This window comes from Planktothrix mougeotii LEGE 06226, from assembly GCF_015207485.1.
Taxonomy (GTDB): domain Bacteria; phylum Cyanobacteriota; class Cyanobacteriia; order Cyanobacteriales; family Microcoleaceae; genus Planktothrix.
The window spans coordinates 1-13,445 of the sequence record NZ_JADEWU010000080.1 but is presented as its reverse complement, the minus strand read 5'-3'; the positions used below and the strand labels follow the sequence as shown (position 1 = coordinate 13,445).

The window sequence follows — 13,445 nt, the reverse complement described above, 5'->3', positions numbered from 1 at the left end:
AACTTTTCCATTAACATTGAGATGTCTATTTAGTATTCTTGCTCAACCTTCTGCTCGATATGGGTGGTTATGGCATCTGCAAAGATTCTCGTGGTCGATGATGATCCGGCAATACGGAACTTAATTAGTCGCTATCTCAGCCAACAAGACTATCAAGTTGACACGGCTGGTGATGGCCATTCGGCATTGGAAAGGTTTGAACAGTTCAATCCTGACTTAGTAGTATTGGATCTAAATTTACCCGATACCACAGGTTTAGCATTATGCCGAGAAATGCAAAGTCGAACCAGTGTATTTATCCTAATGCTAACCAGCGAAAAAGATCCCAAACTCGGGTTGAAGGAGGGAGCAGATGACTTTGTAACCAAACCCTTTGATTTAGAAGAGTTAAACCTTCGCATCAAAGCGATTTTGAAGCGTCAACGAACTCCAGCACAAACACAACCCAAAAATTTAGTTTATGGGGATTTAACCATTGATCCTAATCGTCGTGAGGTTTATATTCGGGGTGAAATAATCCCACTCAGTGCATTAGAATTTGATTTGCTGTATTGTTTAGCTCGTAAACCCGGTCGAGCTTGGCGAAGGGCTGAATTATTGCAAGAAGTGTGGGATTATGAGTATGAAGGGGAGCAGCGCGTCGTTGATGTTCATATCGGTCAGATTCGTAAAAAAATTGAACCTGATGCGGATAAACCTTCTTTTATTAAAACTATTCGGGGTGTGGGATATATGTTTGATCGACGCACCACAGAACGTCAATAATTAAAGATAATTATCATTAATTGTTAACGGTTTGTAGGTGAACATAATTGTCCAATTTAAAGGGGAGCTACTGATATTAAAGCTTTGAATATTATCCTCTTTTATCCCCTCTATTCATGAGGAGGAAATGAGGACAAAATTCAAACCTTTAATGAGTATAAAAGTGTTGAGCTTATCCTTTTAATCACCTCTTCGTTTAACCCTCTTGTTATGACATCGGCAAAAATTCTTGTAGTTGATGATGATCCGGCAATCAGGAATTTAATTAGTCGCTATCTTAGCCAACAGAACTACCAACTGGAGGTTGCATCCGACGGCGATTCAGCGTTAAAGGCATTTGAACAGTTTAACCCTGATTTAGTGATTTTAGATTTGAATTTGCCCGATACCACAGGTTTAGCATTATGCCGAGAAATGCAAAGTCGAACCAGTGTATTTATCTTAATGCTAACCAGTGAACAAGATCCGAAACTGGGGTTAAAACAAGGAGCGGATGACTTTGTAACCAAACCCTTTGATTTAGAAGAATTAACCCTTCGGATTCAAGCCATTTTGAAGCGCCATCGCTCAACATTTGATCAAGAGCGTCAAAGTTTAACCTATGGGGATTTAATGATTGATCCTAATCGACGAGAAGTTTATCTTAAAGGTGAATTAGTCACTTTAAGTGCGTTGGAATTTGATCTGCTGTATTGTTTAGCGAGTAAACCGGGTCGAGCTTGGGAACGCAAAGAACTATTACAAAAAGTTTGGGGCTACCAAGATGAGAGTAGTGAAGGGGTACGGGTGATTGATGTTCATATTGGTCAAATTCGGAAAAAAATTGAACCCGACCCTAAAAATCCTTCCTTTATTCAAACGGTTAGAAGTGTTGGTTATCGATTTGATTGATCAGTAAACGGTTGTCAAGGGCTCTCCACTAACTCTATCCCCCGGAATCGAAAGGGTGCACCTGTTGATGCAACACCTTAGATTCGATCCGGACGCCGACAAAATTAGGTAATGGTTTCTTGATCCCCCGGTTGGTGATTCACCTGAAACAACTGCACAGGAGTATTTTTCTTCCTAAGACTGAAATAGGGTTTCCTGATAAACACGAGCCGCTTGACGATAACTGCTCGATGCTTCTGGGGTGTTGCTATTTCCATTCTGCAACAAAAAAAGCGACAGGGCTGCGGAAAAAACCTGATCTTGATCCCAGTCTGGGTGGGTCTCCAGATAGCCCTGGAGGGATTCGTGCAGCGTTTCAGGAATTTCGGTCAAGATACTTACACTTGTGTTCATGAAACTGCTCTCATCGGTGTTGGTACAGGACAATGCACAATTTCAACATCAGGGCTGGGTTGGGACTCAATTTCCCCCTCAGCCCTAAAATTTGAAATTGGGTCGTCGATTCATTTTGTGCGATCTAGGGGTAGGGTTGTCAATGTTGCAAACTGTTACAACCTGTCACGAAGTTTTGATTCAGTCACGAAAGAATCGATATTTGACCTGCGGTTTCTGTTACAAAAGTTCATAAACAACTTGTTTTTCTCATGCTTTTCCCTCCCCTTGGCAAAATCCCCAATTTCACCAGTAGGCTGCAACCTCACGTCTTCTCTTGTGGAAAACTCTGCTTTACCTGGGGAAAACATTGCGCTTCACTGTGGAAAACCTGTGGAATCGGTGGGGAAAATTTGCCATAACGATAAGAATTTTAAAGATTCTACAGACCCAAAACAGGAGAGCGGATCAAAGCTCTAAAAACGGCATGAATTCAAAGTATTATTCATTGGATCTGATCAAAAGAACTCATGGGTTAAATTTGAGATTTTCCTGAATAAAAAACAATTGATCTTTGATGATCAATAATCCATTTTTGTCTGTGTTTGGACAGTTTAGAAGATTTCCTGGGGAGCAAAAATCAGTGGGGATAGATTATAAACCGTTGATCTTATATAATAATTAAGACTGAATCAATGGAAACTCTCATGTCCGGTTTTGTAAACCAGCAAATTTAGTGATAAATTGTCACGGTTTAACCCTAACTCGTGATCAGGCTGCAAAACTTGACACTCAGTCGGTTAGGATAGGGATCTGTTTTTTTTAGATCTGATGGATTCAGATCGGTTAAAGTCAAAGCATCATTGATCCATTATCCAGGGAACTGCTCTGTGCTGTTCACCCTTGGCTCCTGTTTCTTGCTTCCTATCTTCTACTATGCCCAAGCTACGTCAATCTTCATTTCGCCAGATTCTACTGACGCAGATTTTACTGCTTAGTCTTCCTGTGCTGCTTGTGGGTGAGTATGTTACCTATAGAAAAGCTCGTTCTGGTTTATTGGAAACAGCCCGTTTTAACTTAACAGAGAGTGCTACTAAAAAAGCACAAACCCTTGAAGAATGGACTGCTTCTATCCAGTCTAATTTGAGGATTGCAACGGACAATATTGTTTTACAATCAGGAAAAGCTCAACAGTATTCTGTTTTTCTTTCCCAGCTTAAAAGGCAAATGTTTCCTGCGGTTAATTGTCTACAATTGACTGATCTGCAAACAGAACAAGTGGTTGCGAGTACCTGTGGAAAACAGCCCATCTATTCTATCCCTAAAAATTTCTGGCCTTTACAAAAGCCTCAAAACTCTGAGATTTATATTAATTATTTAGCTCCTGAAGTTGATTCACAGGAGTCAGATTGGCGGAATCAAGTTAGATTAGTATTTAGTTCTCCAGTTTATCTTAATCAAAATAACAATAAAAGCGTATTAAAATATGCGTTAAGTTTGAAATCAACCTTATATTTAGAAGCTAAAGATCGTCCTAAATCTTTAACAGGATTTACAGTAATTATTGATCAAGGGGGAACTATTATCAGTCATCCTAACATTGATCAAGTGGGACGAAATATTGAAGAAGAAACAGATTCTGATCGATTAAATAATTTATTATCTAATGCTCTGGCGGAAAATAGAAATTCTTTTATTCATTTATTTTCTTTTGATAAATCCGGTCGGGAACTTTTAGCAGGATATGATGCAATTCCTAGCCCCATTACCCAGGAAAAGGATAATCAGTGGGTGGTTTTAGCGGTTGTTGATTTAGACGATGCTTTATCAGGATTAAGAGATATTAAATCTTTGTTAATTTCATTAATTTTATGTTTGGTTATTGCCAGCATTATTGCAGCCCTTTATATTTCCAGAGATTTAGCTTATCCATTAGAAAAGTTGAGAGATTATGCCCTAAAAGCTAATGATTTGGATACTCCGGGTAATGTTCCTCGAAATCTTAAAATTCGAGAATTTAATCAATTAGCTGAAGCTCTGAATACTATGGTCGGGAGTCTTAGAGCCAGAGCGCAAGCTTTAGAGTATGCGTCCAAAGAAGCTAAAGTCGCTAATCGATTGAAAAATGAATTTTTGCGCGTTGTTTCTCACGAATTAAGAACCCCTTTAAATGGAATTATTAATTCAATTAACTTAATTCAAGATGGATTTTGTGATACCCAAGAAGAAGAGGACGATTATCTTCAAATTGCCTATGATTCTAGTAAACATTTATTAAATTTAGTCGATGATATTTTAGATATTGCTTTAATTGAGGAAGGCAAGTTATCGGTGATGATTGAACCAACGGATTTAGAACAAACCCTGAAAGATGCGGTGAATTTAAAAATGGTAGATATTCAACAAAAAGGCTTAACCATTGCTCTACCCATTCTAAATAAACCGATTATTGTTCACGCTGATCCTGATAAGTTAAAGCAAGTTTTTATTAATATTATTGATAATTGCGTCAAGTTTACAAAGTCTGGAGGAATTACAATGGCAACCTGTATTGAATCTATCTCAAATTCTCCCGAAAATTCTGATACTAATGCTCTTGAAATAACGGAAGATCAACCCCGCTCAAAATCAGATTTAATGCGGTATCAAGTTGTCGTAACCATTAAGGATACCGGAATTGGAATTGCGCCGGAACAACAGCAAAAAATCTTTCAACCGTTTGCGATGGTAGATGGTTCAACGACACGGGAATTTGGGGGAATTGGATTAGGTTTAGCGATTTCTCGCAGTTTAATGCAAATGATGGGGGGTTATATTGTTCTCGATAGTGCGGGATTAAATAAAGGAACAACCGTAATGATTGGAATTCCTTTGTCGGATACTAATGTCAAATTACCTGAAAATCAAGGTTCAATTTCCCCTCCTAAAGTTAACTCGGTTTCAACTTAACTCGTAATTCGTAATTCGTAATTCGTAATTCGTAATTCCCTATTCTAATAAAATAGGCTGTCCATCTGCTTTTAACGATTCACTCAACCCACCCAAAATGTTAACTAATTCTGCACCAACCCAACCGGAAGAAATGGGGGAAGGTTGATGATTTTGAATTGAATCGAGAAAGCGATCGCAAACTTGAGCTAAGGGTTCACGATGTTGAATGGGGATAATTTCTCGATTTAATCCCGCCGCTTTCCAAGTCTTATCAATTCGATTAAAATAACCGTGTTGTAAGGTAAGAGGAGCTTCTGATTGGAGTTCATCAAAGATTAAGGTTCCCTGAGTTCCAACGGCTGCTAAACGACGCTGTTTGTCAGGATTTAGCCAACACAAATGCAGAAACGCTTGAAATCCATTGGGATAGGTTAAAGTAGCGGTCACTAAATCTGATAATCCTGATTCAGGTTGTAACCAAACGGTTCCAGTTGCTTTGACTTTGATAGGTTTTTCACCTAACCAATGGTTAAAAATTCCAATATCATGAATGGCTAAATCCCATAACGCATCAACATCTTGTCGGACAGGTTCTAAATGGGTTCTAGTAGCGTAACCATAGCGTAATTCTCCTAATTTTCCTGATTGAATAACCCTTTGACCCTCTTCTACAGCCGGATGAAATAAATAAGTATGATCCACAAAAAGTTGTTTCTGTTTTTGTTGCGCTAGTTCACACAATTGCAAAGAGTCAGAAACACTTAAAGTTAAAGGTTTTTCTGTAAAAACATGACACCCATTTTCTAAGGCTGCTGAAATTAAAGGAAAATGTGTTACCGCCGGAGTTGCAATTACAACGGCATCTAAATTGGGTAAATTCCAAATGGTTGATCCATCGGTTACTAACCTAATATTTCCAGGGAGTTGAAATTGTTCTCTAACTGCTTGTAAACGATCAGGATTAGAATCTACGATCGCCACAATTTGAGAGTCAGGATGTTGATGGAAGTTACGGATTAAATGAACACCCCAACGACCTGCACCAAAGATAGCAATATTAATTGGATGAGTCATAGGAATTAAGGGAATATTGTGTCAGTTATCAGTTATCAAGTATCCGCATTATCAGTTGTTTAGTGTTTAAGGGATTAATGCTGAAGAGTTGTTAGATTTTCGGTATCTACTAACGAAAGAAATGCAACTTGAGCCGCCGCTTGTTCAGCCGCTTTAATTGACCGTCCCGTTCCTTCACCCAGTTTACGACCTTTTAACCAAACTTCTGCGGTAAAACGTTCTTGATCGTTATGAATTTGGCGATTTTGCTGCACCTTATATTCCGGCAAAATTTTATAATGACTTTGCGTCCATTCCTGTAAAGCGGCTTTATAATTATGACGAGCCGGATCTCGAATAATCTCTGCGGCTCGTTGTTGAAAATGGGGATCTAACCAAGGACGAATTAAGGTTAAATCGTGAGTCCCCAGATATAACGTTGCTAATACGGCTTCAAAACAGTCCGCCAGACGAGATTCTTCCCCAGCTTTATCCCGCATTGCACTGCCTGCGGCCAGCAAAAATTGGGACATTCCGTAATAATCTGCGATTTCCGCTAAAGTGCGATCGCTGACTAAAATTGAACGAATTGCCGCAAATTCTCCAACCGGACAGTGGGGATAAACTTCAAATAACAACTCAGACGCCACCAACCGCACCACCGAATCTCCGACAAATTCCAATTGTTCATAATTGGCCTCTGCTGACAATGTAGGGTGAGTTAAAGCCAAATCTAACAAGTCCCAGGGAATGGGGGCCTGATTAGAAAGTCCCAAACGTTGGATCAGCTTTTGTAACTGGCGTTTTCGATTTGGATAGCCAACAGTCATAGTGTGGAAGTGGAACAGGCATCTTGCCTGTCAATCAAGTCAAGTGTGTGGAACAGGCATCTTGCCTGTTATGTTAGTCAAAAAAGGAGGGAAAGAGTCAGACATAAGCCGGGTTCTGTTATCCAGGCTGAAATCAGCTTTGGATGGCGATTATCTATCTGGGATGTCTGTTACCAAACACCTCTAGCGGTACCACTTTTGAGCGGAACGGGAAAAAGACCAACCTTAGTTCCTCCGACCTTGCTCCCAACCGGGGTTTACCGAGCCAACGCCTCACGACGTTGCTGGTGCGCTCTTACCACACCTTTGCACCCTTACCTTTTCAGTTATCAGTTATCAGTGTAGAGACGCGCCATGGCGCGTCTCTACCAGTTATCAGTTATAAATTTCTTCTTTTGTCTCGCTGTTCACTGTTCACAGTTGACTGAAAAGGCGGTATTTTTCTGTGGCACTATCCTCACGATTACTCGCACTGGGCGTTACCCAGCAAGTTTGGTCTTTCGGGAGCCCGGACTTTCCTCAGACTTTTAACAAGTCCGTAATCGCCTGCGCTTACTCTTTACCCCCTTTCCTATTCTACTGCAACTGTTCTCCAGTTGATAGAATTTCATAGATGAGGATCTGACTGATCCGTGATTCATCGATTGAATTGGGTTAATATTGGCACAGTACAGGATTAGAAACCGAAAAAGATAACGGCGCTCACCCATGAGATCCTGTCATCGGACTATCGAACCCTGAACAATGCGGTTGATGCGATAATTCTTGAACTCTCTTATTTTACCTTTGCTACTATTTCGGGATCTAATTTTTTATGTTATTCTAGTTAAAATTAGGCGAATAATCGAGAGCCACTGTGACTATTCTGGGAATTAATAAATTTAACAATAAGTGGCTTGATCTATCAGAGATCTTTGCTGTTGTCATAGCCACAATTCTTGCGTTGTCTTTAGTTTTAGGAATTTATTATTTAGGTTGGTTACAACCGTTAGAATTAGTTGCTTATGACCAAATGGTACGATTACGCCCGACTTTAATGGCTGACCCCCGATTAGTCGTGATTGGCATTACAGAAGAAGATATTCAAGTCTTTAACCGTTGGCCCCTTTCCGATGAAGTCATTGCTCGATTATTAGAAAAATTATTACAAGATCAACCGAAAGTTATTGGTTTAGATTTGTATCGTGATATTCGATATGAACCCGGACATGAGCAACTTCGCCAACAATTTAAAACCTCTGATAATATTATCGTCATTAATAGTTTAGGTTATAGTGAAACCAAGGGAATCCCTGCACCCCCAAATATTTCCCCTGAACAAGTTGGTTTTAATGATTTATTGCTTGATCCTGATAATGTGATTCGTCGGAATTTAATGTTTGCTAATACCTCCGATACAACTCTTTATTCCTTTTCCTTAAGATTAGCTCTGCACTATTTATTAGCTCAAAACATTACACCGAATAACAACCCCCAGAACCCGAATGTCATTCAATGGGGAAAAGCCGAATTTTTTCCCTTATCCCATGATTCCGGTGGCTATCAAACCATTGATGATCAAGGATATCAAATTCTCTTAAATTATCGCTCTGCTAATGATGGCGCAAAACTAATTAGTCTCACCAAATTTTTATACGGAACACTGCCTAAAAATTCGATTAAAGATAAAATTGTGTTAATTGGGACAGTGGCTCCCAGTGGTAAAGATTTATTTGTTACCCCCTTTAGTCCGGCGGAAAAAAAAGCCCTCAAAATGCCGGGAGTTCTCGTCCATGCTCAAATGGTTAGCCAAATTTTAGATGCGGTTTTAGGGGAGCGACCCTTATTTATTTTTTGGTCACCTTGGGGAGAATTGTTATGGATTTGTAGTTGGGGATTAATTGGCGCAACTTTATCTTGGTCAAGTCGTAATGTCTGGATTATTACATTAGGAAATCCCGGTTTAATCACCGTTTTATGTGGGTTAAGTTTTTTCTTGTTCCTTCATCAGCGTTGGGTTCCAACGACCACTCCCGCTTTAGCCTTTCTCTTTACCAGTGCAACCGTTATCGGGTATCGAGCCTTTCAAGCGCAACGTCAACAACAAATTGTGATGCGATTATTAGGACAAAATACCTCGCCGGAAGTGGCTAATGCGTTGTGGAATAGTCGGGATCGTTTATTAGCTGATGGTAAGTTACCCGGTGAAAAATTAATTGCGACTATTCTGTTTAGTGATATTAAAAATTTTAGTACGGTTTCTGAACAAATGCCCCCAGAAACCTTAATGGAATGGTTAAATGAATATTTATCGGTTTTAACCCAATGTGTACAAGCTCATCATGGAATTATTAATAAGTTTACTGGGGATGGAATTATGGCAGCCTTTGGGGTTCCCGTAGCTCGGAGAACTGAAGCCGCGATTGCTCAAGATGCTTATGAAGCAGTCGCCTGTGCATTAGAAATTGAAGATCGTTTAAAACAGTTAAATCAAGATTGGAAAAGTCGAAATTTCCCGGAAATAGCCATGCGGATTGGGATTTTTACAGGCCCGATTGTGGCTGGAAGTTTGGGCGGAAAAGAACGCTTAGAATATGGTTTATTAGGAGATAGTGTTAATATTGCCTCTCGTTTAGAAAGTTGTCAAAAAGATCGACAATCCAGTCTTTGTCGGATTTTAATTGCGTCCCAAACCTTACAATATATTGACAAGAGTTTTGAGGTGGAATCTTGGGGGCCAATGCCGCTTAAAGGAAAACAAGAAATGGTGGATATTTATCGGGTGATTGGCTATAAAGAAGCATCTCAATATCCTCCCCAAAATTAAACCTTAGTTGTTAATTAGATCGATTTACGATTTACAAGACTGATCAATAATTGCCTAGTTACTATTGCTTATTACAAGAGTAATCCTGCAATACAAGCGGTCATAAAACAGGCAATGGAACCTGCTATCATGGCTCTGAATCCTAATCGAGCTACATCCGCTTGTCGTTCAGGAGCGATCGCAGAAATTCCTCCAATTTGTATCGCAATTGAACCAATATTAGAAAATCCACATAAGGCATAGGTTGAGATAACAATTGCTCGTTCAGAAATCGTGGGGACGGCATTAGCAGAAATTTTCCCTTGAGCAATTTTTACTCCATTTTCCATCAAAACTTTTAAATCTAAATAAGCAATAAACTCATTTAAAATAGTCTTTTTCCCTAATAAAATTCCGACTTGCAAACAATCTGACAGGGGAACTCCCATTAACCAAGCAACAGGAGCAAATAAATAAGATAATATCCCTTCTAAGGATAAATTAGGCAAACCGAAAAAACTTCCCAACCCTTGCAAAATCCCATTAATTAAGGCTAATAATCCTAGAAATGCAATTAACATCGCTGCCACATTTAAAGCTAACCTCATGCCATCGCTGGCTCCCGTTGCTGCGGCATCAATTCCATTAGCAGAGGTGGGTTTAACCTCAATTTTAACCGTTCCTTTGGTCAGAGAAGTTTCAGTTTCAGGATAGAATAGTTTAGAAATTGCTAAAGCGGCGGGAGCCGACATGACAGATGCGGCTAAAATATGTTGGGCGGGAATTCCAAAGGAAATATAAGCCGCCATAACTCCCCCTGCAATCGTAGCAAATCCCCCCGTCATTACCGCATGAAGTTCGGAAAAAGTTAAAGTCGAGATATAGGGTTTAATTAATAACGGAGCCTCCGTTTGTCCGATGAAAATATTAGCCGAACAAGATAAAGTTTCTGACCCTGATGTTTTCAAGGTTCGCATCATCACCCACGCAACAACTTCTACAACTTTTTGTAAAATTCCATAGTGATAGAGAATTGAAATAAAAGACGAAAAGAAGATAATTGTTGGCAAAACTTTGAAAGCAATAAAATGATCTTGAAAGGTTTCCCCAAACACAAATTTAGCCCCTTGATCGGAAAAATTTAGAAACTGAGTTACACAATTACCTAGAAACTCAAATACGACAAAACCAGGGGTAGTTTTGAGGATGAGAACGGCAAAAATTAACTGTAAAGCAATTCCCCAGAATACCGGACGCCAACGAATGGCTTTTTGATTCACCGAGAAGAGGTAGGAAATTCCGATAAAAACAAATAATCCTAAAAGTGAAATTCCACGTTCCATAATTTGCTCAATCTTGTAGATTTTCAATGTACAATGAGAGTATTGTGCATTTTTCAGTTAGAATTCAAAATATAGATCAGGGATTTAAGAGGATTTCACGGATTTCACGGATTTTAATCTATGTTAAACTGATAACTGATAACTGATAACTGATAACTGATTGTTTATGTCTTTACCTATTGTTGCTATTATTGGTCGTCCTAATGTCGGGAAATCTACCCTAGTCAACCGTTTAGCAGGAAGTCCCGATGCAATTGTCCATGATGAACCCGGAATTACCCGCGATCGCACCTATCGACGTGCTTTTTGGCAAGATCGAGAATTTATCGTCGTCGATACAGGGGGATTAGTCTTTGATGATGATACGGAATTTTTGCCCCTGATTCGAGAACAAGCTCTGACGGCTTTAACCGAAGCCAGCGCCGCGATTTTTGTCGTTGATGGTCAGATGGGGGTAACGGGAGGAGATGAAGCGATCGCAACTTGGTTGCGCGCACAATCTGTCCCCACTTTATTAGCCGTAAATAAATGCGAATCTCCTACAACTGGAATCATTCAAGCTGCACAATTTTGGGAATTAGGATTAGGAGAACCTTATCCAATTTCAGGGATTCATGGATCAGGAACGGGAGAATTATTAGATGAGTTAATTCAATATTTACCTGCTATTGATGAAATTGAAGAAGACAAAGAAATCAAAGTCGCCATTATTGGTCGTCCTAATGTCGGAAAATCGAGCTTATTAAATGCGTTTTTAGGGGAAAATCGCGCCATTGTTAGCCCGATTTCAGGTACAACACGAGATGCAATTGATACTGTTATTCAACGCAATGATCAAACCTATCGATTAATTGATACCGCCGGAATTCGCCGCAAGAAAAATGTCGAATATGGGGCAGAATTTTTTGGAATTAATCGCGCCTTTAAAGCCATTAATCGCGCCGATGTCGTGTTATTAGTCATTGATGCCATTGATCAAGTTACAGATCAAGATCAAAAATTAGCAGATCGGATTATAGAAGAAGGTCGTTCTTGTGTCATTGTTGTTAATAAATGGGATGCGGTTGAGAAGGATACCTATACCATTTTAGACTATGAAAAAGAGGTACGGGCTAAACTGTATTTTATGGATTGGGCTGAATTAATTTTTATCAGTGCCAAAACGGGTCAACGGGTTGAAAAAATTCTCAATTTAGTCGATACGGCTGCTGAAGGTCATGAACGACGAGTCTCAACGGCGGTTATTAATGAAGTCCTTGAAGAAGCGGTAAGTTGGCATTCTCCCCCCGTTACTCGTCAAGGGAAACAAGGGAAAATCTATTATGGAACCCAAGTGAGTAGTAAACCCCCAACTTTGGTTTTATTTGTCAATGATCCTAAACGATTTAATGACAATTACCGTCGTTATATTGACAGCCAATTCCGCAAACAATTAGGCTTTAAAGGCACACCCATTCGATTAATTTGGCGGGGCAAATCTGCCAGAGAAGTTGAACGCAATACCGCTAACCGAGCTACCCGCGTTAAATAATTAAGAGTAGGTGGAGCAGGGGGAGTGAGGGATGGGATGGAATTTGAACCCACATTCCGCAGATGGGGGCTAAATTTTCCACTCATACCCATTACCCCCTATTAACCGTTAAATTAAACGAGTATGGAGGGACTCGAACCCCCGACCCTCAGAACCGGAATCTGATGCTCTATCCACTGAGCTACATACCCATACTTTTGTTAGTATAACATATCCTTTGGAAAATGTCATTTTAATTTAAGTGATTATGGACTCCATTCACATTACCGGGATTCGCAGCTACGGCTATACGGGTTATTTACCCGAAGAACAAATGTTAGGCCAATGGTTTGAGGTGGATGTGACCCTGTGGTTGGATTTAACAGCCGCCGGAGCCAGTGATCAAATCGCAGACACCCTCGATTATCGCCACACCATTACCACCGTTGAGACTATCATTAAAACTGGCAAATTTGCCCTGATAGAACGATTGGCTACAGAAATTACCGACACCTTATTAAAACAGCCCTTAGTCAAAAAAGTGCGTATACAGTTAACGAAACCAAACCCCCCAATTCCTGATTTTACGGGAAAAATCCAAATTGATCTAACTCGTGAGTCAACTTAGAAAAAAATAGGGTTATTGACACTCCCACCCCTACGCTACGCTCTTAGGGTGGGATTCTCGTATCTAGTCCAATCAAACAAAGATAGTTGAATATACTCTGTTTGATTAGGTTTCACCGAGTTCGGGGGTGTGCCAAGCACCCCATGATTTAAACCGGATGAATCCATTACAGAAGCATCTTTCTGTAGGTTTAAATCACAACTGAAACCATCCCATTGAGAAAGGATTAAAGTCAGTAAGAGAGTCGCCTCTCCTACTGCTCTACAAAACGGAACGTGACAATTTCTCGTCATTCCGCTCCTCAACTACACGGGGTTTGACATACCTACGTCGTTAC

At 39.9% G+C, this 13,445-nt stretch carries 11 protein-coding genes, 1 tRNA gene and 1 other RNA gene; 6 read left to right on the top strand and 7 right to left on the bottom strand.

Annotation, left to right across the window (positions count from 1 at the left end; translation table 11 throughout):
* Positions 1-69 precede the first annotated feature (69 nt).
* Both IQ236_RS23080 and IQ236_RS23075 read left to right on the top strand, forming a co-directional pair.
* Positions 70-765, top strand: a complete 696-nt coding sequence (locus IQ236_RS23080; protein ID WP_190521893.1) for a response regulator transcription factor — start codon at positions 70-72, stop codon at positions 763-765.
* A gap of 210 nt (positions 766-975) precedes the next feature.
* Positions 976-1,656, top strand: a complete 681-nt coding sequence (locus IQ236_RS23075; RefSeq protein ID WP_193871457.1) for a response regulator transcription factor — start codon at positions 976-978, stop codon at positions 1,654-1,656.
* Between the two features lie 174 nt (positions 1,657-1,830).
* Here the strand turns inward: IQ236_RS23075 and IQ236_RS23070 are convergent, their stop codons facing one another.
* Positions 1,831-2,049, bottom strand: coding sequence for a DUF2811 domain-containing protein (locus tag IQ236_RS23070; protein WP_193871456.1), 219 nt, complete (start codon positions 2,047-2,049; stop codon positions 1,831-1,833).
* A gap of 915 nt (positions 2,050-2,964) precedes the next feature.
* Here IQ236_RS23070 and IQ236_RS23065 point away from each other — a divergent pair.
* Positions 2,965-4,977: a sensor histidine kinase gene (locus tag IQ236_RS23065; protein ID WP_193871455.1), complete on the top strand. Its 2,013-nt coding sequence runs from the start codon at positions 2,965-2,967 to the stop codon at positions 4,975-4,977.
* A 39-nt stretch (positions 4,978-5,016) separates the two neighbouring features.
* Here the strand turns inward: IQ236_RS23065 and IQ236_RS23060 are convergent, their stop codons facing one another.
* The 3 genes from IQ236_RS23060 to rnpB form a co-directional block, all read right to left on the bottom strand.
* Positions 5,017-6,033, bottom strand: coding sequence for a Gfo/Idh/MocA family protein (locus tag IQ236_RS23060; RefSeq protein WP_193871454.1), 1,017 nt, complete (start codon positions 6,031-6,033; stop codon positions 5,017-5,019).
* 74 nt (positions 6,034-6,107) lie between these two features.
* Positions 6,108-6,842 carry a ribonuclease III gene (gene rnc, locus IQ236_RS23055; protein WP_193871453.1) on the bottom strand — a complete coding sequence of 245 codons (735 nt, stop codon included), beginning with the start codon at positions 6,840-6,842 and terminating at the stop codon, positions 6,108-6,110.
* Between the two features lie 89 nt (positions 6,843-6,931).
* Positions 6,932-7,401: RNase P RNA component class A (rnpB, locus tag IQ236_RS23050), an RNA gene on the bottom strand.
* A 297-nt stretch (positions 7,402-7,698) separates the two neighbouring features.
* Between rnpB and IQ236_RS23045 the strand changes: the two genes are divergently transcribed.
* Positions 7,699-9,648, top strand: coding sequence for a CHASE2 domain-containing protein (locus IQ236_RS23045; protein ID WP_322744314.1), 1,950 nt, complete (start codon positions 7,699-7,701; stop codon positions 9,646-9,648).
* Positions 9,649-9,719: 71 nt separating this feature from the next.
* Here IQ236_RS23045 and IQ236_RS23040 read toward each other — a convergent pair whose 3' ends face one another.
* Entirely contained in the window at positions 9,720-10,970 is a 1,251-nt protein-coding gene (locus IQ236_RS23040; RefSeq protein ID WP_193871452.1) for a NupC/NupG family nucleoside CNT transporter, read from the bottom strand.
* Positions 10,971-11,136: 166 nt separating this feature from the next.
* On the opposite strand from IQ236_RS23040, the gene der reads away from it, so the two are divergent.
* Positions 11,137-12,501, top strand: coding sequence for a ribosome biogenesis GTPase Der (gene der, locus IQ236_RS23035; RefSeq protein WP_193871451.1), 1,365 nt, complete (start codon positions 11,137-11,139; stop codon positions 12,499-12,501).
* Positions 12,502-12,619: 118 nt separating this feature from the next.
* Here der and IQ236_RS23030 read toward each other — a convergent pair.
* Positions 12,620-12,692, bottom strand: a tRNA-Arg gene (locus IQ236_RS23030).
* Between the two features lie 56 nt (positions 12,693-12,748).
* Here IQ236_RS23030 and folB point away from each other — a divergent pair.
* Positions 12,749-13,108, top strand: a complete 360-nt coding sequence (gene folB / locus IQ236_RS23025; RefSeq protein ID WP_193871450.1) for a dihydroneopterin aldolase — start codon at positions 12,749-12,751, stop codon at positions 13,106-13,108.
* A gap of 35 nt (positions 13,109-13,143) precedes the next feature.
* On the opposite strand, the gene IQ236_RS23020 is transcribed toward folB, so the two are convergent.
* Entirely contained in the window at positions 13,144-13,401 is a 258-nt protein-coding gene (locus tag IQ236_RS23020) for a hypothetical protein (protein ID WP_193871449.1), read from the bottom strand.
* Between the last annotated feature and the right edge of the window lie 44 nt (positions 13,402-13,445).

Bases quoted from the DNA above. Each gene is read 5' to 3' on its own strand.
- IQ236_RS23080 (WP_190521893.1), top strand. From the start codon at position 70: ATGGCATCTGCAAAGATTCTCGTGGTCGATGATGATCCGGCAATACGG.
- IQ236_RS23075 (WP_193871457.1), top strand. From the start codon at position 976: ATGACATCGGCAAAAATTCTTGTAGTTGATGATGATCCGGCAATCAGG.
- IQ236_RS23070 (WP_193871456.1), bottom strand. From the start codon at position 2,049: ATGAACACAAGTGTAAGTATCTTGACCGAAATTCCTGAAACGCTGCAC.
- IQ236_RS23065 (WP_193871455.1), top strand. From the start codon at position 2,965: ATGCCCAAGCTACGTCAATCTTCATTTCGCCAGATTCTACTGACGCAG.
- IQ236_RS23060 (WP_193871454.1), bottom strand. From the start codon at position 6,033: ATGACTCATCCAATTAATATTGCTATCTTTGGTGCAGGTCGTTGGGGT.
- rnc (WP_193871453.1), bottom strand. From the start codon at position 6,842: ATGACTGTTGGCTATCCAAATCGAAAACGCCAGTTACAAAAGCTGATC.
- IQ236_RS23040 (WP_193871452.1), bottom strand. From the start codon at position 10,970: ATGGAACGTGGAATTTCACTTTTAGGATTATTTGTTTTTATCGGAATT.
- der (WP_193871451.1), top strand. From the start codon at position 11,137: ATGTCTTTACCTATTGTTGCTATTATTGGTCGTCCTAATGTCGGGAAA.
- folB (WP_193871450.1), top strand. From the start codon at position 12,749: ATGGACTCCATTCACATTACCGGGATTCGCAGCTACGGCTATACGGGT.
- IQ236_RS23020 (WP_193871449.1), bottom strand. From the start codon at position 13,401: ATGACGAGAAATTGTCACGTTCCGTTTTGTAGAGCAGTAGGAGAGGCG.